Origin of the sequence: Streptomonospora wellingtoniae, from assembly GCF_031845375.1 — a bacterium.
Classification (GTDB): Bacteria; Actinomycetota; Actinomycetes; order Streptosporangiales; family Streptosporangiaceae; genus Streptomonospora; species Streptomonospora wellingtoniae.
Genome location: NZ_JAVREK010000006.1, coordinates 105,345 through 125,382, shown reverse-complemented (window position 1 = coordinate 125,382; position 20,038 = coordinate 105,345). Strand labels below are relative to the sequence as shown.

Below are 20,038 nucleotides of genomic sequence, written 5' to 3'. Positions count from 1 at the left end.
GGAACGCTTGGTAGACGACCTCACAGGAGCACCACTAGCAGAGGGGACACCCGCCGACGGGATGACGGCGCGGAGTGCACCGCGGAAGGGCGGTGTGACGCATACCGTAGAAGATCGTGCCCGGGTTCGGCAGCCGGACGGCCTGACGCGGCCGACTCCGCAACCGCGCCGCCGCCGCGGTTGCCGCGGTCGCCGCAGTCGGCGTCCGGCTCGGCGGCCGTCCCGTTTCAGCACACCATGCGCCACTCGGGCATCATGGGGTGCGCCGCGCGCGGTCTCCCAGACGGGGGAGGCGCGGCGGCCGCAACGACCACCCGGACGGAGAGGCCCCAGGTGAGCACCACCGATCCCGACTGCCTGTTCTGCAAGATCGCCTCCGGCGAGGTGCCCGCCGAGATCGTCCGCGACGGCGGGCGGGTGCTGGCTTTCCGCGACATCAACCCGCAGGCGCCCACGCATGTGCTGGTGATCCCGCGCGAGCACCACCCCGACGCCGTCGCGGCCGCCGGCGCCGGCACCGGTCTCGTGGACGAGGTCGTGCGCGAAGCCCACTCGATCGCCGAGGACGAGGGTGTCGCCTCCACCGGCTACCGCCTGGTGTTCAACACCGGGTCCGGCGCCGGGCAGACCGTGTTCCACCTGCACTGCCACCTGCTCGGCGGGCGCGGAATGGAGTGGCCCCCGGGATAAAACCCCTCGGGAGCGCCGCGATGCCGTTGGTAGACTGGAAACCGACGACAGAGTTCGCTTCGATCACTGCGGCCACGGTGATCACGTCCCCGGCTCGGGGCCGCGCGCGACAGGCGAACCCGTTTTCCGACTCCGTATTCGCGAGAGGCAGGGGCGAGACGGCCGCAAGGCCACATCATGGTCGAGTCAACACAACAGAGCACGCAGGTGAAGATCGCGGTGCCCGAGGAGCACATGATGGTCAACCTGCTGGGCTCGGGCGACGAACTGCTCCGCACGGTCGAGCGCTCCTTCGACAGCGACATCCACGTCCGCGGCAACGAGATCACGATCAGCGGCAGCCCCGAGGAGACCTCGGTGGTGGTGCGCCTGATCGAAGAGCTGCTCGAACTCGTGAAGAACGGCACCGTGGTCACCCCCGACGCCATCGACCGCACGCTGAGCATGCTGCGGTCGCCGGGAGGCGACGGCGAGCGCCCTGCGGACGTGCTGACGCACAACATCCTCTCGGCGCGCGGGCGCACCATCCGGCCGAAGACCCTCAACCAGAAGCACTACGTCGACGCCATCGACCGCCACACCGTGGTCTTCGGCATCGGCCCCGCCGGGACCGGCAAGACCTACCTCGCCATGGCCAAGGCGGTCAAGGCGCTGCAGAACAAGCAGGTCAACCGGATCATCCTGACCCGCCCCGCGGTCGAGGCAGGCGAGCGCCTGGGCTACCTGCCGGGAACGCTCTACGAGAAGATCGACCCCTACCTGCGCCCGCTCTACGACGCGCTGCACGACATGCTGGCACCGGAGTCGATCCCCAAGCTGATGTCGGCCGGCACCATCGAGGTCGCCCCGCTCGCCTACATGCGGGGGCGCACACTCAACGACTCGTTCATCATCCTCGACGAGGCGCAGAACACCTCGCCCGAGCAGATGAAGATGTTCCTGACGCGCCTGGGCTTCGGGTCCAAGATCGTGGTGACGGGCGACGTCACCCAGGTCGACCTGCCCGGCGGCACCACGAGCGGGCTGCGCACCATCGAGAGCATCCTGCACGGCATCGACGACATCGGCTTCTGCCAGCTGAGCAGTACCGACGTGGTGCGGCACAAGCTGGTCAGCGCCATCGTCGACGCCTATGGTCGGTACGACAAGCAGCAGAACGGTTCCCCGAGCGCGCGCGGACGGCCGGGGGCGTCCGGCTCCGGCCCGAGCACCGGCACCTCCGGGTGACGCGGCAGCGGGCCGCAGGCCCGTGCGTCGTCCGCACGGGAGCCCGGCCCGCGTCCCGCCCCATTCCGAGTACGAGACGAAGGCGCCCTGAGCAATGAGTATCGACGTCGCGAACGAGTCCGGCGTCCCGGCAGACGAGGAACGCCTGTCCCGGCTGGCCCGTTATGTCCTGGACGCCATGAGGATCCACCCGCTGGCGGAGCTGTCCGTCGTCCTCATCGACGAGGAGCCGATGGCCGAGCTGCACGTGCGCTGGATGGACGAGGCCGGGCCCACCGACGTCATGTCGTTCCCGATGGACGAGCTGCGCCCCGGCGGGCAGGACCGTCCGTCGGAGCCGGGCGTGCTGGGCGACGTGATCATCTGTCCTCAGGTGGCCGCCCGCCAGGCCGAGAAGGCGGGGCACAGTGCCCAGGAGGAGACCGACCTGCTGTGCACGCACGGCATCCTGCACCTGCTGGGCTATGACCACGCCGAACCGGACGAGCACAAGGAGATGTTCGGGCTCCAGGGCGAGCTGCTCTCGGGCTGGCGGGCGAGTGACGGCGCGGCGGGCGACCGGCCCCAGGAGAGAGAAGACACCGCACGATGATCACCGCCTGGCCGGGTGCCGAGCCGGCGGCCGCGGCCCCGGTGGACATGGCGGCGACTGCGGGCGCGATCGGGATCGACCCTCTCTACGCCTTTCCGGCCGCACTGGTGTTCGCCCTGGCCGCGGCGTTCTTCGTCAGTGCCGAGGTGGCGGTCACCCGCGCCTCGGGGATGGAGGCCGAGCCGGCCGACGACGACACCCCCGCTGCGCGGCGGCTGCGCCAGGTCCTGGCCGAACCCACCGAGCACCTGAACACGGTGCTGCTGTTGCGCGTGGCCTGCGAGGCGCTTGCCGCGGTGGCGCTGGCGGTGGGCTTCGTCGGCTGGTTGGGCCTGGGCTGGCTCGCGGCCGCGTGCGCGGTGGTCGTGATGACCGCCGTGGACTACGTCTTCGTCGGCGTCACGCCGCGCATCCTGGGCCGCCAGTTCGCCGCCTCTCTGGCCGCGGTCAGCGTCACCGTCCTCGCGCCCCTCGCGCCGGTGATGCGCCCCGTCTCGCGGATGCTGGTGCGGGTGGGCCGGTCGCTGACCCCGCGCAGCCTCGGGGACCGCAGCGGCCCCTTCACGAGCGAGAGCGAGCTGCGCCGCCTGGTGGATCTGGCCGAGCGCGGCCACGTGATCGACGCCGAAGAGCGGCAGATGATCCACTCGGTGTTCAAGCTCGACGACACCTCGGTGCGCGAGGTGATGGTGCCGCGCACCGACATCGTCTTCATCGAGCGCGACTCCTCCCTCGACGACGGGCTCTCCCTCGCGCTGCGCAGCGGGTTCTCCCGTATCCCCGTCACCGGTGAGGACGAGGACGACGTCGTGGGGATCGTCTACCTCAAGGACGTCGTCGCCCGCATGCGCCAGGAGTGGGCGCGCGGCGCCGCCGCGGTCGTCGGCGCCGAGCTGGCAGGGGCCGAGACGGTGGGCGACGCCATGCGCTCCGCGTCCTACGTGCCCGACTCCAAGCCGATCGACGAGCTGCTGCGCGACATGCAGCAGCGGCGCATCCATGTCGCCGTGGTCATCGACGAGTACGGCGGTACCGCCGGGCTGGTCACCATCGAGGACATCGTCGAGGAGATCGTCGGCGAGATCACCGACGAGTACGACGACGAGGTTCCGCCCATTGAGCGGTTGGACGAGGGCCGGGCGCGCGTGACCGCCCGCCTGCCGCTGGGCGAGTTGGCCGAGTTGTTCGGGACCGAGCTGGACGCGCCCGACGTCGAGACGGTCGGCGGACTGCTCGCCTACGCTCTGGGGCGCGTGCCCATCACGGGGTCCCAGGCCGTCTACGCTGGATTGCGGCTGACCGCCGAGGACACGGTGGGACGCCGCAACCAGACCGCCACGGTGCTGGTGGAGGCGCTGGAGCCCGCGGAGGCGGGTGAGGAGTGAATGCGCGGCGGGTCGTCCGCCCCGCCCGCAGCGGCAGCGCGTGCCCGAGCGCCGCGACCGCCGGACCCCGGGCCGCCGCTGGCTCCGGGCCGAGACACGACCCCGCTGGGAGGAGACCGACCGTGACCGAGCCAGCCGCGCCGGAGCAGCTCGACCCCGAGGACGAGAAGCTGGTCACCCTGGCGCGCGCCACGCGCGCCCGCACCCAGGCCGCGGAGGGCGCCGCGGTGCGCGACGAGACCGGCCGCACCTACACCGCGGCCACCGTGGCGCTGCCGTCGCTGAAGCTCACCGCACTGCAGGCCGCCGTCGCCGCGGCGGTCTCCAGCGAAGCGGGCGCACTTGAGGCCGCCGCGGTCGTCACCCAGGCCGCGGAGGCGGCGGAAGCCGACCGCGCCGTAGCCGCCGACATGAAGACACCGCTGGTGGTGCTGGCCGCTCTGGACGGCACGCCCACCGCTGCCCTGCACCCCTGAGCGCGCGAGCGCGTCGGACCCGCGGCGGTGGCGTCCGCCGCGGGAGCGGATGAGACTGGAGAGATGGACGACCTCGACCTGGACAAGCTGCGCACTCCGCTGGAGATGCCCTCCCATCCCGAGGGCTTCCGCAGCGGGTTCGCCTGCTTCGTCGGCCGCCCGAACGTGGGCAAGTCGACCCTGATGAACGCGCTGGTGGGCCAGAAGGTGGCCATCACCAGCACCCGACCGCAGACCACCCGGCGCACCGTACGCGGGATCGTGCACCGCGACGACGCCCAGCTGATCATCGTGGACACCCCCGGGCTGCACAAACCGCGCACGCTGCTGGGGGAGCGGCTGGACAGCCTGGTGCGCTCGACCCTGGTCGAGGTCGACGCCATCGCCTTCTGCATCCCCGCGGACGAGCCGATCGGGCGCGGCGACACCTACATCGCCCGCGAGCTCGCCGCGCAGCGGGACACCCCGGTGGTCGCTCTCGTCACCAAGACCGACCGCGCCGACAAGGCGGCGGTCGCCGCACAGCTGATGGCGGTGGAGCGGCTGGGGGAGTGGGCCGACATCGTGCCCGTCTCGGCGGAGTCGGGATTCCAGGTCGACACGGTGGCCGACGTGCTCTGCGAGCGCCTGCCGGAGGGCCCGCCGCTGTACCCCGGCGGAGACCTTACCGACGAGCCCGAGGAGATGCTGGTCGCCGAGCTGATCCGCGAGGCGTCGCTGGAGGGCGTCCGCGACGAGCTGCCGCACTCCATCGCGGTCGTGGTGGAGGAGATGCTGCCGCGCAAGGAGACCCGCGAAGGTCGCGAGATGATCGACATCTACGCGTCGCTGTACGTGGAGCGCCCCAGCCAGAAGGCGATCGTGATCGGAGCCAAGGGCGCGCGCCTGCGGGAGGTGGGCTCGGCCGCCCGCCGCCACATCGAAGGGCTGCTGGGGGCCAAGGTGTATCTGGACTTGCGGGTGCGGGTGGCCAAGGATTGGCAGCGCGACCCCAAGCAGCTGCGCCGGCTGGGCTTCGACCAGCAGACCTGAGCCGGCCGGGGTGCGCTCGCCGTTGGTTCTCCTGGCCGCACGGCCTGCGCGGGGACCGAACCCGCTGTCGTGTAGCCATCGTCTAGGAAAGCGATTTCCGATTGCGATGGCTACTTGATCGGCGATGACGCTAGTCCCGGTGGTCGAGGTCGCCGGCCAGCTGCAGGGCGGTGCGGCGCACGATCGGGGCGGCACGGGCGACGAAGTCCCAGCTCACCCGGGCTTCGGGACCCGATATCGAGACCGCCGTCATCGCCGGTCCGCCCTGCACGGGCACGGCGAGGCAGCGCACCCCGACCTCCTGCTCACCGTCGTCGATGGCGTAGCCGCGTTCACGGATGCGGTTCATCTCCGCGAGGAAGGCCTCGGTGCCGGTGATGGTGCGGTCGGTGGCGGCGGGCATGCCGGTGCGGCGCAGCGTCGACAGCGCCTCCTTCTCCGGAAGCTGGGCCAGCAGCGCCTTGCCCACGCCCGCCGAGTGGGCCGGTACGCGCCGGCCCACCTCGGTGAACATCCGCATCGCGTGCTGCGAGGGCACCTGCGCGACGTAGACCACCTTGTCGCCGTCGAGCATGGCCAGGTTGGCGGTCTCGCCCAGCTCGTCGACGAGGTGTCCCAGGTGCGGCCGCGCCCAGGTGCCCAGCATCCGCGAGGCGCTGTCGCCCAGGCCGATGAGCCGGGGGCCCAGCGCGTAGCGCCGGGACGGGAGCTGACGCACGTAGCCGTTGGCGAGCAGGGTGCGGATGATGCGGTGGATGGTGGGCAGCGGCAGACCGGAGGACTCGGCGAGCTGGCTCAGCGAGACCTCGCCTCCGGCCTCGGCCATGATCTCCAGCAGGAAGAACGCGCGGTCCAGCGACTGCACGCCGCCCGAGCGCGCCCTGGGTGCGGGGCCGGCGCCGGCCGCCGCCTGTGACGAAGCCAAGTCAGCTGCTCCCATCTCGTGCCCCGGCGGCCGCGGCACCCCGGGGGCCGCCGGCGGCCCGCCGACTCTTGTTGTTCCGAATTGTAAAAGTTAGTGTCCGCGATATAGAAGTCGCATGCGCGATGAGAGTCTCCGCCCTGCTCTCGGGTGGTCGGCTGCCCGGGCGGAGGCGGCGGTGGTGGTGACCGTACCCGGTCGAGAGGCGGTGGCCCAGGGGTGGTTGCAGGCGGAGGAAGCGGAGGCGCGGTGCCGGGCGCGGACACCGGTCCGTCCGCATCGCACCTGGCGGGTGCGCTGGAGGAGGTGAACGCCGGTCTGGACGCCCGGCTCTCCCGAGCCGACGCGCGCCTGCGGCGCGACTACCCCGGAACGGGCGGCGGGCGGCAGCCGGTGCACACCGTCTACGTGCCCGCCGACCGAATCCGGCGCGGCCTTGCCGCCGCCTGGGGTGAGCAGGCGGCGGCGGCGCTGCGCGCGTTCGCCCCGGGTGCGGCCGGACTGGCGGCGGCGACCGGCCTGGAGGAGGCCGACGTGGCCGCGGCGCTGCCGCGCGTTCTGGCCAAGCTGGACCGGGAACCGATCGAGGACCTGCGCGTCGACGCCGAGGACGGCTACGGGGTCCGAACCGACGATGCGGAGGACGCCGACGTCGGCGCGGCGGCGGCCGCGCTCGGCGCGGACGTGGCCGCCGGGACGGCCCCGCCCGGCATCGGCATCCGTATGAAGGGCATGGAGGCCGAGGGGCGCCGCCGCGGAACCCGCAGTCTGACCCTGTTCCTGAGCGCCCTACTGGAGAAGGCCGGCGGGCTGCCGGAGGGTCTGCGGATCACCCTGCCCAAGATCACGTCGGTGGAGCAGGTCGAGGCTGCGGCATGGGCGCTCGCCCGGATGGAGGAGCTGTTCGGACTGCCGGAGGGGCGCCTGCGGTTCGAACTGCAGGTCGAGACCCCGCAGTGTGTGATCGGCCCCGGCGGCACCGCGGACCTGGCCCGGATGGTGCGGGCCGGCGGCGGCCGGGTCACCGCCCTGCACTTCGGCACCTACGACTACACCGCAGCCTGCGGCGTGACCGCCGCGCACCAGGCCATGGACCATCCGGCCGCCGACTACGCCAAGGCGGTGATGCAGGTGGCGGCCGCCGGTACGGGCGTTCGGCTCTCGGACGGCTCCACCAACGTGCTGCCCGTGGGTCCGGCCGAGCAGGTGCACGCGGCCTGGCGGCTGCACACGCGGCTGGTGTCGCGCTCCCTGGAGCGGGCCTTCTACCAGGGCTGGGACATGCACCCGCACCAGCTGCCCACCCGGTATCTGGCCACCTACGTCTTCTATCGCCGCGCGCTCGGGCCGGCGGCCGCCCGCCTGGCCGACTATCTGGGATCGGTCGGCGGCGCCGTCCTCGACGAACCCGCCACGGCCCAGGCCCTGGCCTCGGTGCTCACCCGCGGACTGCAGTGCGGCGCCCTCGACGAGCCCGAGGTCGCCGCGGCCTGCGGCGCGGGCGCCGACGACCTCGCCGCCCTGGCGCAGCGCCGGATCAGCTAGCGACCGCCACGGAAGCGGCCGGCGCCGGGCGGCGCCGCGACTCGGGGAACGGAGGGGATGTGGACACGAACGGCACCGGATCCGGGTGCGGAGCGGGAGCGGAGTCCGAGCGCGCCGACCGCGACTGCGACCTGATCGTCCGGGCGCGGCGCGCCGTCACCCCCGACGGGGAGCGCGCGGCGGCGATCGGGGTGCGGGACGGGCGCATCGCCTGGGTCGGCGGATTCGGCAGCGCTGCGCGGGCCGCGCACACCGTCGAGACCGCGGCGGACGAGGTGTTGATGCCCGGCCTCGTCGACAGCCACGTGCACGTCAACGAGCCGGGCCGCACGGAATGGGAGGGCTTCGCCACCGCCTCTCGCGCCGCGGCCGCCGGCGGGATCACCACGCTCGTCGACATGCCGCTGAACAGCGTTCCGCCCACCACGACCCTCGGCGGCCTGGCGGCCAAGCGCGCGGCGGCCGACGGAGCCGTCGCGGTCGACGTGGCCTTCTGGGGCGGCGCCGTGCCCGAGAACACCGGTCCCGGGACGGCGGGCGAGCTGCGGCGGCTGCACGATGCCGGAGTCTGCGGGTTCAAGGCGTTCCTGTCGCCGTCGGGGGTGCCGGAGTTCGGGCACCTGAGCGCCGAGCGGCTGCGTGCCGCGGCAGCGGTCCTCGGCGGGTTCGGCGGGCTGCTGATCGTGCACGCCGAGGACCCCGGCGTGCTCGCGGCGGCGCCCGAGCCGCGCGGGCGCACCTACGCGGGCTTCCTGGCCTCCCGTCCGGCCGAGGCCGAGGCGGCGGCGGTGGGTACGGCGGTCGAGGCGGCGCGGGCCGCGGGTACGCGCGTGCATCTTCTGCACCTGTCGTCGGCGGCGGGCCTGGCGCGCCTCGCCCGGGCGCGCGCCGAGGGTGTGCAGGTGACCGCCGAGACCTGCCCGCACTACCTGGCGCTGGCGGCGGAGGACGTGCCGGCGGGGGCCACCGAGTACAAGTGCTGCCCGCCGATCCGCGGCGCCGCCGACCGGGAGGCGCTGTGGCAGGGCCTGGCCGACGGGACCGTGGACTGCGTGGTCAGCGACCACTCGCCGAGCACCCCCGATCTCAAGGACACCGCCGCGGGCGACTTCGCGGCGGCGTGGGGCGGGATCTCCGGCCTGCAGGTGGGCTTCGCCGCGGTGTGGACGGCTGCCGCCGCGCGGGGGTACACGCTCGCCGACGTGGCCGCGTGGATGTCGCGGCGCCCCGCCGAGATCGCGGGGCTCCCCGGAAAGGGAGCGTTGGCCGCGGGCTTCGACGCCGACTTCGCGGTCGTCGCCCCGGACTCCGCCTTCCGGGTCGATGCGGCCTCGCTGAGCCACCGCCACCCGCTGACGCCTTACCACGGCCGCGACGTCCTCGGGGAGGTCCGCGCCACCTGGCTGCGCGGCCGGCGCGTCCATCCCGGGGCCCCGGACGCGGCGCCGCACGGCCGGTTGCTGAGCCGGGGAGTCGCCCGGACGGCCCTGTAGCCGCGGACCGCCGCGCCGCGTGGTCGGCTGCGGGGGCGGCGGCCGCGCGCCCGCCCGGCCCTCTCAGACGAAACCGGGCACCGAGTCCCAGGCCGGGCCCGCGTCCGGGGCGTCGTCGCGTTCGACGGCGGCCTCGATGCGGCCGTAGGGGCGATCGGCGGCGTGGAAGACCACGTTGGGGTTGTCCATGCCGAAGGGGGCGAGGTCCACAGCGAAGTGGTGGTTGTTCGGCATCGAGAAGCGGATCTCGGCGATGTCCGGGCGCTCGCGCAGCACCGCCTCGCCCATGGCGTACAGGCTCTGCTGTAGCGCCAGGCTCGGTGTTGTCGCGAACGCTTCCAGCACCAGCCCTTTCACCCGTTCGTAGGCCGCGTCCCACCCCACGGCCTCCGGAGCCTCCTCGGGAGCGCTGCCCGGCGCGTTCCAACCGGCTGCGTAGCGCCACCGGGCGGTGACGTCGGTCGCCAGGATGCGGTCGCCGGTCTCGGCCAGGGTGGTGAACCGGGTGCGGGGAAACCCGCGGAACTCCGAGTCGGCGGACTTGAGCACCGTCAGCCCCTCGAACCCGGACACGACCCACTCGCCGCCGCGGTCGGCGGTGACCACGACGGTGCGGGTCTCGGCCCCGCTGCGCACGAAAGCGTGGCCGTGGGGCCCCTCGGAGGTGGGGATGCGCTGCCAGGCGAACTCCTGCAGCTCCACCGCGGCACCGTGGACGGAGGCGTGCTCGCCGGTGAAGTGCCGGGCCAGCAGCAGTCCGAACTCCTCGGCGGCGCCGACCCCGTGCTCGCGCGCCAGCGCGTAGACGGTGTTCTTCTGGGTGTCGGTGGTCAGGCAGTTGGTGTTGTCGCCGCGGGTGTGCACCGCCTCCATGTCGCCCCGCAACCGGGTGCTGACGTTGAGGTCCTTGATGCGGTGGACGCTGGCGGAGCGGTCGACGTGCACGAGGCGCACCTCGGCCTTGCCGTACTCGTTGCGCCCGAGCCGGATTCCCATGACTGGCTCCTCGGTCCGGTGGTGGGGGCCGGTGGACCCGGTCGCCGGGCGCCGACGGCGGCGCCCGGCGCGCCGCGGCTCAGCTGCCGCGGTAGGTCGTGTATGAATGCGGGCTGAGCAGCAGCGGAACGTGGTAGTGGGCGTCCTCGTCGGCGAGTTCGAACACCACCGACACCTCCGGGTAGAAGGCCTGCTGTCCGGTGCGCGCGAAGTAGTGGGCGGTATCGAAGACGAGACGGTAGGGCCCCGCCGCGAGCCGTTCGGGGCCCAGGGCGCCGGCGCGCCCGTCGTCGTCGGTGGCTGCGGAGGCGATCGCCGTCCAGCCGCCGGTGCGGCCGTCGGCGCTCGCCGCGTGGGTTGCCGGGTGCTCCAGGAGTACCGGGACTCCTGCGGCCGGCCGGCCCCGGGCGGTGTCCAACACGTGCGTGGTGATGTGGCTCATCAGCTGTCGAGCACCTTTCCGACGCGCTGGAGGGCGATGCGGCGGAGCTCGCCCGCGACGACGCGCTCCTCGGTCGCGGCGTCGTTGCCCATGCGGGCGGTGAGGTCGTCCAGCAGCTCGCGGGCCGAGCGGTTGGCCGCGCAGACCAGGTAGATGCGGTCGAAGCGTCGCTCGTAGTCGGCCTGAACGGCCGCGAACCGCTCGCGCAGGCCCGCCTCTGCTGCGGTGAACCCCGACTGCTCGCCGCGGGACCACCCGGCCTCGGTTTCCGCGCCGCCGGCAGGCTCGCCGATGCGCGGGTGCCGCGCCAGGGCGGCGGCGACCTCGTCTTCGGTGAGCGTGCGCGCGATCCGGTCCGCGGCGTCCAGCAGTTCGGAGCGCGACCCGAAGGGGCGCCTGAAGTGGAGCCCTTCCACCCAGCGGTCGACCTCCAGGCACCGGCCGAACTCCGCCCGGAACTCCTCGGGGGCGAGCGCGTTGACGCGCGCGAGTCCGGCGTCGGCACTCTGCACTGCGGTGTCGTCCGGCATGGCGTCCTCCTTCGCCGGTCGTGCCCGGCGGTGACCCGGGTCCGAAGGGCGTCGCAGCGGGACCCCCGGTGGCCATGAACCTGCCCGGTGTTCGGGAGGCGTACCCGGCGCAGCGGCGGAAATCCGCGTCCGGTCGGCAGCGGGCGCGCGCGCATGCGGCCGAGCCGCCGCCGAAGCGGAGCCCCACGGGTGGTTGACAAGCTTATGGGCGTGGCGCAAACTCACAATTATTCCTTGAAGTGAAAAACAAATTCCACATAGTGAAAACTATTGTAGCGGCCCGACGATCCAGACGATCCGAGGCACAGCCACCCCGTCCGCGCCGTCCTTCTTCCCGCTGCCGCACCCGCCCGGGCCGGCTCCGCCGCCGAGCGCGCCGGAGAGCGCTCGGCGGCCTCCTGCGCGACGCTCCGGGGCCTGCGCAGGCAGGCTCCGCACCAGCCGAACCCACCACACGTCCTCCCGAAGGAGGCGAGCCGTGAGCCACTCGCTGCCCTATACCGTCAACTGCTCGCTGCTGTTCACCGAGCTTCCGCTGCACCAGCGCCCCGCCGCCGCGCGCCAGGCCGGATTCGACGCCGTCGAGTTCTGGTGGCCTTTCGAGAGCGCCGCACCCGGCGACGCGGAGGTCGACGCGTTCGTCGCCTCCGTCGAGCACGCCGGCGTCAGCCTGACCGGGCTGAACCTGTTCGCCGGGCGGCTGCCCGGCCCCGACCGCGGCGTCCTCTCCCACCCCGACCGGGTATCGGAGCTCCGCGACAACCTCGACGTCGTCGCGGCGATCGCCGAACGCACCCGAACCACGGGGTTCAACGCGCTCTACGGGCTGCGCCGGGACGGCGTCGACCCCGCCGAGCAGGACGAGACCGCCCTGAAGAACACGCTGGCCGCCGCCAAGGCGCTGGAGGCCGTCGGGGGCACGGTCCTCATCGAGCCCATCAGCGGCTCCGCCGACTACCCCTTGATCACCGCCGCAGACGGGCGCGCCTTCGTCGCCGCCGCGAAGGAGGCCGGCGCCGCAAACGTCGCGCTGCTCGCGGACCTCTACCACCTGGCGGTCAACGGGGACGACGTGGCCGCCGTAGTGCGCGACCACGCCGCCGAGTTCGGACACATCCAGATCGCCGACGCACCCGGGCGGGGCGAGCCCGGCAGCGGCGAACTGCCCCTGATGGACCTGCTCGCCCTGGCGCAGGACGGCGGCTACAGCGGCTACGTGGGGCTGGAGTACAAGCCGACAGGGGCCACCGCCGACAGCTTCGGCGGGCTGCGCCTCTGAGGCCGCTCGAGGCTCCCCGGCGCCCGCCCCGCTTCCCGAGGCCGCGCCCCCGCCGGGCAACCACGAGCGGTGCGGGCGCCCGGCCCGACCGCCGCCCTGGCCGAGGCGCTCCGCAGCGCCCGCATCCGCCCGCCGCCGACGGCGGGCACCCTGCCCGAGCCGCCGCCGCGACCCTGCTACCGCACCACACCGACCGCCCTTTAAGGAGGGAACCCGCCATGTCCCAGACCCGCACGATCGCGTTCGTCGGGCTCGGCATCATGGGCCTGCCCATGGCCGCCAACCTGGTCTCCGCCGGCTTCGCCGTGCGCGGCTACGACCGCAGCCCCCAGCAGACCGACCGCTTCGCCGGGAAGGGCGGCACCGCCGTGTCCTCACCCGCTGAGGCCGTGGCCGGCGCCGACGTCGTCATCACCATGGTCCCGGACTCGCCCGACGTCGAAGAGGCGATGTTCTCCACCGGCGGCGTGTTCGACAACGCGGCGCCCGGAGCGCTGGTGATCGACATGAGCACCATCCGCCCCGACACCGCGCGCACCGTGGCCGAAGAGGGGGCCAAGCGCGGTCTGCGCGTCCTCGACGCGCCGGTCAGCGGCGGTGAGGCCGGGGCGGTCGAGGGGGTGCTGTCCATCATGGTCGGCGGGGACGCCGCCGACTTCGACGCCGCCGCCGACGTCTTCGGCCCTCTGGGCACCGCCGTGCTGGTGGGACCCTCGGGCGCGGGCCAGACCGTCAAGGCCGCCAACCAGCTCATCGTCGCCGGCAACATCCAGCTGGTGGCCGAGGCCCTGGTGTTCCTGGAGGCCCACGGAGTCGAGACCGAGGCCGGCCTGCGCGTACTCAACGGGGGACTGGCCGGCAGCACCGTGCTCACCCGCAAGGGCGAGGCCATGCGCCACCGCCGCTTCGAGCCCGGGTTCCGCATCGCTCTGCACGACAAGGACATGGGCATCGTCACCGCCGCCGCTCGCGAGGCGGGCGTGCCCATTCCGATGGGCGCGCTGGTGGCGCAGTTCATCGGCGCGCTCAGGGCCCAGGGCCACGGCGGCCTCGACCACTCGGCTCTGCTCAAGCTGGTCGACCAGCTCACCGCCGAGCAGAAGTAGACCCGGTGGCCGCCGGCGGAGGCGGCGTCCGGTCCGCGGTGCGACCGCGGAGGGGCGCCCCGGGTGTTGGCCGCACCCGGCGTTCCGCCGGCGGCCCCTGAAACCCCACTAGCACGAAGGGTTCAGCGAACATGGTACAGATGCCCGCGATGAACGCCGTGGTCGAGGTCCTCAAGTCCGAGGGCGTCGACACCGCGTTCGGCTGCCCGGGAGCAGCGATCCTGCCTCTCTACAAGGCCCTTGAGGAGGTGGGCGGGATCGAGCACCTGACCGTCCGCCACGAAGAGGGCGCCACCCACATGGCCGACGGCTGGGCGCGCACCAACGGCGGCGTCGGCGTGGCCATCGGAACCTCCGGCCCCGCCGGGACCAACATGATCACCGGCCTCTACACCGCGATGGCCGACTCCGTCCCGATGGTCTGCATCACCGGGCAGAACGTCTCGACCAAGCTGCACCAGGAAGCCTTCCAGGCCGTCGACATCGTCGACATCGCCGCTCCGGTGACCAAGTGGGCCGTCCAGCTCAAGGAGGCCGGGCAGGCGCCGTGGATCTTCCGCGAGGCCTTCCGGACCGCCCGCGAGGGACGGCCGGGGCCGGTGCTGGTCGACCTGCCGCTGGACATCGCGCAGCAGATCATCGAGTACGATCCCGCCATCGACGCGCCGCTGGCGCTGCACCCCGTCCTGCCCCACCCGCCGCGCGTCGAGCGGGCGCTGGACATGCTTCTGGAGGCCGAGCGGCCGCTGATCCTGGCCGGGGGCGGCGTGGTCATCTCAGAGGCGGCCGACGCGCTGCGCGACGTGGCCGAGTACCTGAACGTCCCGGTGCAGACCACCCTGATGGGCAAGGGCGCCTTCGACGAGGACAGCCCGCTGTACGCCGGTATGGCGGGAATCCAGACCTCCCAGCGCTACGGCAACGCCTCGTTCCTGGAGTCGGACCTGGTGCTGGCCGTGGGAGCCCGCTTCGGCGACCGCCACACCGGCAAGCTCGACGTCTACCGCGGCGACCGCCGGTTCATCCACGTCGACATCGAGCCCACCCAGCTGGGCAAGGTGTTCGAGCCCGACCTGGGCGTGGTCTCCGACGCCGCCCTGTTCCTCAAGGCGCTGGCCGAGCGCGCCTCCCGGCGCGGCCCCGCGCGCGGGCCGGGCGAGTGGGTGGCGCGGGTCGGCCGCCTCAAGTCCGAGCTGGGCCGCCGCGAGGACTTCGACTCGGCCCCGATCAAGGCGCCGCGGGTCTACAAGGAGATCAACGAGGCCTTCGGCCCCGAGACCTACTTCGTCACCGCGATCGGGCTGTACCAGATCTGGGGCGGCCAGCACCAGAAGGCCCACCTGCCCCGCCACTATCAGGTCTGCGGCCAGGCGGGCCCGCTGGGCTGGGAGATCCCAGCGGCCATCGGCGTCAAGAAGGCGCTCAAGCGCACCGATCCGGACGCCGAAGTGGTGGGCGTGGTCGGCGACTACAGCTTCCAGTACACGGTGGAGGAGCTGGCCGTCGCCGCCCAGTACGACGTGCCGTTCGTGCTCATCATGCTCAACAACGAGTACCTCGGACTGATCCGCCAGGCCGAGATCCCCTACGGCATGAACTACCAGGTCGACATCCACTACGACGACTACGGCACCGACAACGTCAAGATCATGGAGGCCTACGGCTGCACCGGGCGCAGGGTCACCGAGCCCGGCGACGTCCGCGGCGCCATCGACTGGGCGCGGAAAGAGGCCCAGCGCACCTCGCGCCCGGTGCTCGTAGAGGTCATGATCGAGCGAGAGGCCAACACGCCGCACGGTCCGGCCATCGACGCCGTCAAGGAGTTCGAGCCGCTGCCTGGAGCCACCGCCTGAGTCGGCGGTGCGGTGCCGGGCCGGGCGGACCGGCACCGCACCGTCCCACGAGGAGGTGACCGCCAGTGGGCGCACCGGAGTTCCGGCGCCTGCCCGACCTCGCCCTGCGCAGCAGGGGCGGGGCCGTCGTGCACGCCAGCGACGAGTCGTTCGCCGAGCGCGAGAACCTGATCAAGCCGGAGCCGCCGGGGTTCGACCCCGCCGCCTTCGGACACAAGGGCAAGGTCTACGACGGCTGGGAGACCCGGCGCAGGCGCGGCCCCGGCCACGACTACGCGATCGTGCGCCTGGCCGCGCCCGGGATCGTGCGCGGCGTGGTCGTCGACACCGCCCACTTCACCGGCAACCACCCGCCCGAGGTGTCGGTGGAGGCCGCCGGCCTGGAGGGCCACCCCGACACCGGCGCGCTGCTCGCGGCCGAATGGACGACTCTGGTGGCCCGTACCCCGGTCGCCGCCGACGCCGCCGGTGCCTTCGCCGTGGACGACCCGCACCGCTACACCCACGTGCGGCTGAGCATCCACCCCGACGGCGGTGTGGCGCGGCTGCGGGTGCACGGCGAGGTGGTCGCCGACCCGCGGCTGCTGGTCGCCGGTGCGCTGGACCTGGCGGCGCTGGTCACCGGTGGTCGCGTGCTGGCCTGCAGCAACGGCTACTACGGCGCCCCCGAGAACGCCATCGCGCCGGGTTCGGCCCGCACCATGGGCGAGGGGTGGGAGAACGCGCGGCGCCGCGGCGGGGGCAACGACTTTCTGGAGGTCGCCCTGGCGGCCGCCGGAGAGCCGCGGCTTCTGGAGGTGGACACCTCCTACTTCCTGCACAACGCTCCGGCCGAGGCCGCCGTCAGCGGCGCCGAGGAGGCCGAGGGGCCGGGGGAGTGGCTCCCGCTGCTGGAGCGGACCCCGCTGCGGCCCGACACGCCGCACCGCTTCGTCGTGGCGGCGCCCCGCCCGGCCGCGCGGCTGCGGCTGGACGTCTACCCCGACGGCGGCATCGCCCGGTTCCGCGCACTGGGTCCGCTGACCTCGGCGGGGCGGGCGGCGCTGTGGGTGCGCTGGCTCAACGCGCTGCCCGCGGCCCAGGCGCGCGAGGCGCTGGCCGGGCTGGGCCTGACGCGTCGCCAGGCCGCCGAGCTGCTGGAGCGGCGGCCGGTGGAGACCGCCGCCGACCTGCCCGAACCGCTGGCCGCGGTCGTACGCGGCTGAGAGCCCGGTGGGTGACCGCCCCCGAACCCCGGCGATCTTGTAGCTATCGTGAATTAAAACGATTTCCAGTGACGATGGCTACAAGATCAACGGTGATGTGGCGGGTGGCCGCGAGCGATGATGCGGCCCGCGTTCGGTCGTCGGTGCTGCACCGCGGCGGGCCGGGCGCACGGTGCCCGCCCGCCCCCTGCGCCTCACGGCCCCGGCCGTTCTGCTACGGTGGCAGGCACTATGCTGCGCGAGCTGCTCCTCCTTAGCGGCCGCGGCGGGGGTCGGTAGCAAGGTCGGCTCCCTCGCCGCGGGGCTTCGACGTGTTCCGAGTCGGCCGCTAGACCGTGAGCTTGGCCCGCCTCCCCCTGTTCCGAGGGGAGACGCCGGGCGTCGCAGATTCTCAAGGAGCCTTCTTCCATGGTGCCGCAGCAGCAACCCAGTGGTATGCCCGTCCACCGCTACCGCCCCTTTCCGGCCATCGACCTGCCCGACCGCACGTGGCCCGCGAAGACCATCACCTCCGCACCGCGCTGGCTGTCCACCGACCTGCGCGACGGCAACCAGGCGCTGATCGAGCCGATGGATCCCCAGCGCAAGCACGAGATCTTCGCGCTGCTGGTCCGCATGGGCTACAAGGAGATCGAGGTCGGATTCCCGGCCGCCAGCCAGACCGACTTCGACTTCGTACGCAGCCTGGTCGAGAACGACCTGATCCCCGACGACGTGCAGATCTCGGTGCTGACCCAGGCCCGCCCGGACCTGATCGAGCGCACCGTGCAGAGCCTGGTGGGCGCCAAGCGCTCGACCGTGCACCTGTACAACGCCACCGCTCCGGAGTTCCGCCGGGTCGTCTTCGGCGTCGACCGCGAGGCCTGCAAGGCGATCGCCGCCGACGGCACCCGCACGGTCGTGGACTGCATCGAGCGCTACCTGGGCGAGGCCGAGTACGTCGGCTACGAGTACTCGCCGGAGATCTTCATCGACACCGAGCTGGACTTCGCCCTGGAGGTCTGCGAGGCCGTCATGGACGTGTGGCGGCCCGGGCCCGGCCGCGAGATCATCCTGAACCTGCCGGCCACCGTCGAGCGCGCCACGCCCAACGTCTACGCCGACCAGATCGAGTGGATGAGCCGCAATCTGTCGCGCCGCGAGCACGTGTGCCTGTCGGTGCACCCGCACAACGACCGCGGCACCGGCATCGCCTCGGCCGAACTGGGGGTGATGGCCGGCGCCGACCGCGTCGAGGGCTGCCTGTACGGCCACGGTGAGCGGACCGGCAACGTCGACCTGGTCACGCTGGGCATGAACCTGTTCAGCCAGGGTGTCGACCCGATGATCGACTTCTCCGACATCGACACCGTGCGGCGCATCGTCGAGCACTGCACGCAGATGCCCGTCGCGCCCCGCCACCCCTACGGCGGCGACCTCGTCTACACCGCCTTCTCCGGATCGCACCAGGACGCCATCAAGAAGGGCCTGACCGCGCTGGAGGCGGACGCCGCCGCGGCGGGCACCCCCGTGGCCGAGTACCCGTGGAGCGTGCCCTACCTGCCTATCGACCCCAAGGACGTCGGCCGCAGCTACGAGGCCGTCATCCGGGTCAACAGCCAGTCCGGCAAGGGCGGGGTCTCCTACATCCTGCACCGCGACCACGCGCTGGACGTGCCGCGCCGCATGCAGATCGAGTTCTCGCACAAGGTCCAGGAGTTCACCGACACCGAGGGCGGGGAGTTCGACGGCGAGCGTCTCTGGGAGATCTTCTCGCAGACCTACCTGAACGACGACGGGCCCGTGGGCGTGCTGGCGCACCGCTCGGAGACCGCCGCGGACGGCGGCTACCGCATCAGCGCCGACGTCCGGGCGCACGGGGAGATCCGCGAGATCGCCGGCGCCGGCCAGGGGCCGATCTCGGCGTTCTGCGACGCGCTGACCGACGTCGACGTCAAGGTGCGGGTGCTGGACTACGTCGAGCACTCCCTGGATGTGGGAAGCGACGCCCGCGCCGCCGCCTACGTCGAGACCGAGATCGACGGGCGCACCGTGTGGGGCGTGGGGATCCACCACAACATCACCACGGCCTCGCTGAAGGCCGTCTGCAGCGCCATCGGGCGCGCGCAGGCCGAGGCTGCGGCGGAGTAGCCGCGCACCGGCACCGGATGAGCGGCGGGGCCGGCACGGAGGTGCCGGCCCCGCCGCTTCGCCGGGTGCGGCCGGTCAGCGCCCTGAACCCTTCGGCGATCTTGTAGCTATCGTGAATTAAAACGATTTCCAGTGACGATAGCTACAAGATCAACGAGGCCCGCGGCACAGCGCCCGGACCTCCCGGGCTCAGCCGGTGCCGAAGTTCTGCGCCCACCTGGTGTCGGTCTCGCCGACGCCCACCTCGGTGTTGTCGCAGTTGAGGATGTTGGCGCGGTGGCCGGGGCTGTTCATCCAGCCCTCCATCACCGACGCGGCGGAGGTGTAGCCCGCCGCGACGTTCTCGCCGGACCAGGAGCCGTAGCCGGCCTCCTCTGCGCGCTCTGCGGGCCCTTCGCCGTCGGGGTTCTCATGGGCCATGTAGTCGCGCTCGGACATGTCCTGGCTGTGGCCCTCCGAGGCGGCGGTCAGCCGGGGGTCCACCTGCAGTGGTCCGCATCCGGCATCGGCGCGCTCCTCGTTGGCGATGGACACCACCTGCTGGGCCAGCGTCGACGGCTGAGACCCGCCGCCTCCGGAGGAGTCCGACCCGGATCCGCCGCCGGAGCCTTCGCCCTGCGACCCGTCGCCGGACCCGGAGCCGTCCTGCTCGCCGTCGGGCTGCTGGGACGGGGCCACCGTGGCGCCGCCCTCGATCACCGCGTCGGGCGCCGGCTCGCCCGTTCCGGCGTCGCCGGGGTCCTCGGGCGCGGTCTCTTGGCCGCTCTGCCCGCCCTGCGGCGCGCCGCCGCTCTGCCCGTCGTCGAAGAAGTCGTCGGGGGCCGGGGGCAGCGCTTCGTCGGCGCCCGGCGCGGGCGCAGCACCGGCCTGGGTGCCCTGGGTGAGGGGGTTCTGCGAGGGCGGCCCGGCCGCCAGGACCATCGCCGCCGCCAAGCCGAGCCCCGCGGGGACCGCGACCAAGGCGGCGACGAGCGGCCGCCGGAGCCCGCGCCTGCCCCGCACCCCCTCGGGCCTTCGCGGAGAGGACCGCTCCCGGTCCCTGCGTCCGCTCCTCCTCCGCTGTCCGCGCCGTCCTCGTGCCATCGCGTCGCGCCCCATTCGGTAGGAATTGGTCGTTACTTGCGCGTGATCGTAG

General features: G+C 72.9%; 18 protein-coding genes. 13 read left to right on the top strand and 5 right to left on the bottom strand.

Annotated elements, in window-relative coordinates; all coding sequences use genetic code 11:
• The first annotated feature begins 333 nt into the window (after positions 1 to 333).
• The 6 genes from RM446_RS08320 (at position 334) to era (ending at position 5,402) form a co-directional block, all read left to right on the top strand.
• Positions 334 to 690: a histidine triad nucleotide-binding protein gene (locus RM446_RS08320; protein WP_311544594.1), complete on the top strand. Its 357-nt coding sequence runs from the start codon at positions 334 to 336 to the stop codon at positions 688 to 690.
• Positions 691 to 867: 177 nt separating this feature from the next.
• Complete coding sequence (locus RM446_RS08315; RefSeq protein ID WP_311544593.1) at positions 868 to 1,917, top strand: PhoH family protein; 1,050 nt, start codon at positions 868 to 870, stop codon at positions 1,915 to 1,917.
• Positions 1,918 to 2,011: 94 nt separating this feature from the next.
• On the top strand, positions 2,012 to 2,509 hold the full coding sequence (ybeY, locus tag RM446_RS08310) for an rRNA maturation RNase YbeY (RefSeq protein WP_311544592.1): 498 nt from the start codon (positions 2,012 to 2,014) through the stop codon (positions 2,507 to 2,509).
• A 47-nt stretch (positions 2,510 to 2,556) separates the two neighbouring features.
• Positions 2,557 to 3,894 (top strand): hemolysin family protein, encoded by a 1,338-nt coding sequence (locus tag RM446_RS08305; protein WP_311544670.1) that lies wholly within the window; start codon positions 2,557 to 2,559, stop codon positions 3,892 to 3,894.
• 122 nt (positions 3,895 to 4,016) lie between these two features.
• Entirely contained in the window at positions 4,017 to 4,370 is a 354-nt protein-coding gene (locus RM446_RS08300) for a cytidine deaminase (RefSeq protein WP_311544591.1), read from the top strand.
• A 63-nt stretch (positions 4,371 to 4,433) separates the two neighbouring features.
• A complete protein-coding gene (era, locus tag RM446_RS08295) occupies positions 4,434 to 5,402 on the top strand; it encodes a GTPase Era (RefSeq protein WP_311544590.1) in 969 nt (322 codons plus the stop codon).
• Positions 5,403 to 5,532: 130 nt separating this feature from the next.
• Here era and RM446_RS08290 read toward each other — a convergent pair whose 3' ends face one another.
• The gene (locus tag RM446_RS08290; RefSeq protein WP_398694743.1) at positions 5,533 to 6,267 is read right to left on the bottom strand and encodes an IclR family transcriptional regulator; all 735 of its coding nucleotides are present in this window, start codon (positions 6,265 to 6,267) and stop codon (positions 5,533 to 5,535) included.
• A 306-nt stretch (positions 6,268 to 6,573) separates the two neighbouring features.
• Here RM446_RS08290 and RM446_RS08285 point away from each other — a divergent pair, with 306 nt between their 5' ends.
• Positions 6,574 to 7,869, top strand: a complete 1,296-nt coding sequence (locus tag RM446_RS08285; RefSeq protein WP_311544588.1) for a DUF6986 family protein — start codon at positions 6,574 to 6,576, stop codon at positions 7,867 to 7,869.
• 131 nt (positions 7,870 to 8,000) lie between these two features.
• Positions 8,001 to 9,362 (top strand): allantoinase AllB, encoded by a 1,362-nt coding sequence (allB, locus tag RM446_RS08280; protein ID WP_311544669.1) that lies wholly within the window; start codon positions 8,001 to 8,003, stop codon positions 9,360 to 9,362.
• A 63-nt stretch (positions 9,363 to 9,425) separates the two neighbouring features.
• Here the strand turns inward: allB and pucL are convergent, their stop codons facing one another.
• From pucL to uraD, 3 genes are all read right to left on the bottom strand, one after another.
• Positions 9,426 to 10,358 carry a factor-independent urate hydroxylase gene (pucL, locus tag RM446_RS08275; protein ID WP_311544587.1) on the bottom strand — a complete coding sequence of 311 codons (933 nt, stop codon included), beginning with the start codon at positions 10,356 to 10,358 and terminating at the stop codon, positions 9,426 to 9,428.
• A gap of 79 nt (positions 10,359 to 10,437) precedes the next feature.
• Positions 10,438 to 10,800 carry a hydroxyisourate hydrolase gene (gene uraH, locus RM446_RS08270; protein ID WP_311544586.1) on the bottom strand — a complete coding sequence of 121 codons (363 nt, stop codon included), beginning with the start codon at positions 10,798 to 10,800 and terminating at the stop codon, positions 10,438 to 10,440.
• Positions 10,800 to 11,330, bottom strand: coding sequence for a 2-oxo-4-hydroxy-4-carboxy-5-ureidoimidazoline decarboxylase (uraD, locus tag RM446_RS08265; protein WP_311544585.1), 531 nt, complete (start codon positions 11,328 to 11,330; stop codon positions 10,800 to 10,802). Before uraD ends, uraH begins: the two co-directional genes overlap by 1 nt.
• 478 nt (positions 11,331 to 11,808) lie before the next feature.
• Between uraD and RM446_RS08260 the strand changes: the two genes are divergently transcribed.
• From RM446_RS08260 to leuA, 5 genes are all read left to right on the top strand, one after another.
• Complete coding sequence (locus RM446_RS08260) at positions 11,809 to 12,609, top strand: hydroxypyruvate isomerase family protein (RefSeq protein ID WP_311544584.1); 801 nt, start codon at positions 11,809 to 11,811, stop codon at positions 12,607 to 12,609.
• Positions 12,610 to 12,827: 218 nt separating this feature from the next.
• Positions 12,828 to 13,715, top strand: a complete 888-nt coding sequence (locus RM446_RS08255) for a 2-hydroxy-3-oxopropionate reductase (protein ID WP_311544583.1) — start codon at positions 12,828 to 12,830, stop codon at positions 13,713 to 13,715.
• A gap of 131 nt (positions 13,716 to 13,846) precedes the next feature.
• Positions 13,847 to 15,568 (top strand): glyoxylate carboligase, encoded by a 1,722-nt coding sequence (gcl, locus tag RM446_RS08250; RefSeq protein WP_311544582.1) that lies wholly within the window; start codon positions 13,847 to 13,849, stop codon positions 15,566 to 15,568.
• 65 nt (positions 15,569 to 15,633) lie between these two features.
• Complete coding sequence (gene alc / locus RM446_RS08245) at positions 15,634 to 16,773, top strand: allantoicase (RefSeq protein ID WP_311544581.1); 1,140 nt, start codon at positions 15,634 to 15,636, stop codon at positions 16,771 to 16,773.
• 408 nt (positions 16,774 to 17,181) lie between these two features.
• Positions 17,182 to 18,903, top strand: a complete 1,722-nt coding sequence (gene leuA, locus RM446_RS08240) for a 2-isopropylmalate synthase (protein ID WP_311544580.1) — start codon at positions 17,182 to 17,184, stop codon at positions 18,901 to 18,903.
• Between the two features lie 189 nt (positions 18,904 to 19,092).
• Here the strand turns inward: leuA and RM446_RS08235 are convergent, their stop codons facing one another.
• Positions 19,093 to 19,863 carry a CAP domain-containing protein gene (locus RM446_RS08235; protein WP_311544579.1) on the bottom strand — a complete coding sequence of 257 codons (771 nt, stop codon included), beginning with the start codon at positions 19,861 to 19,863 and terminating at the stop codon, positions 19,093 to 19,095.
• Between the last annotated feature and the right edge of the window lie 175 nt (positions 19,864 to 20,038).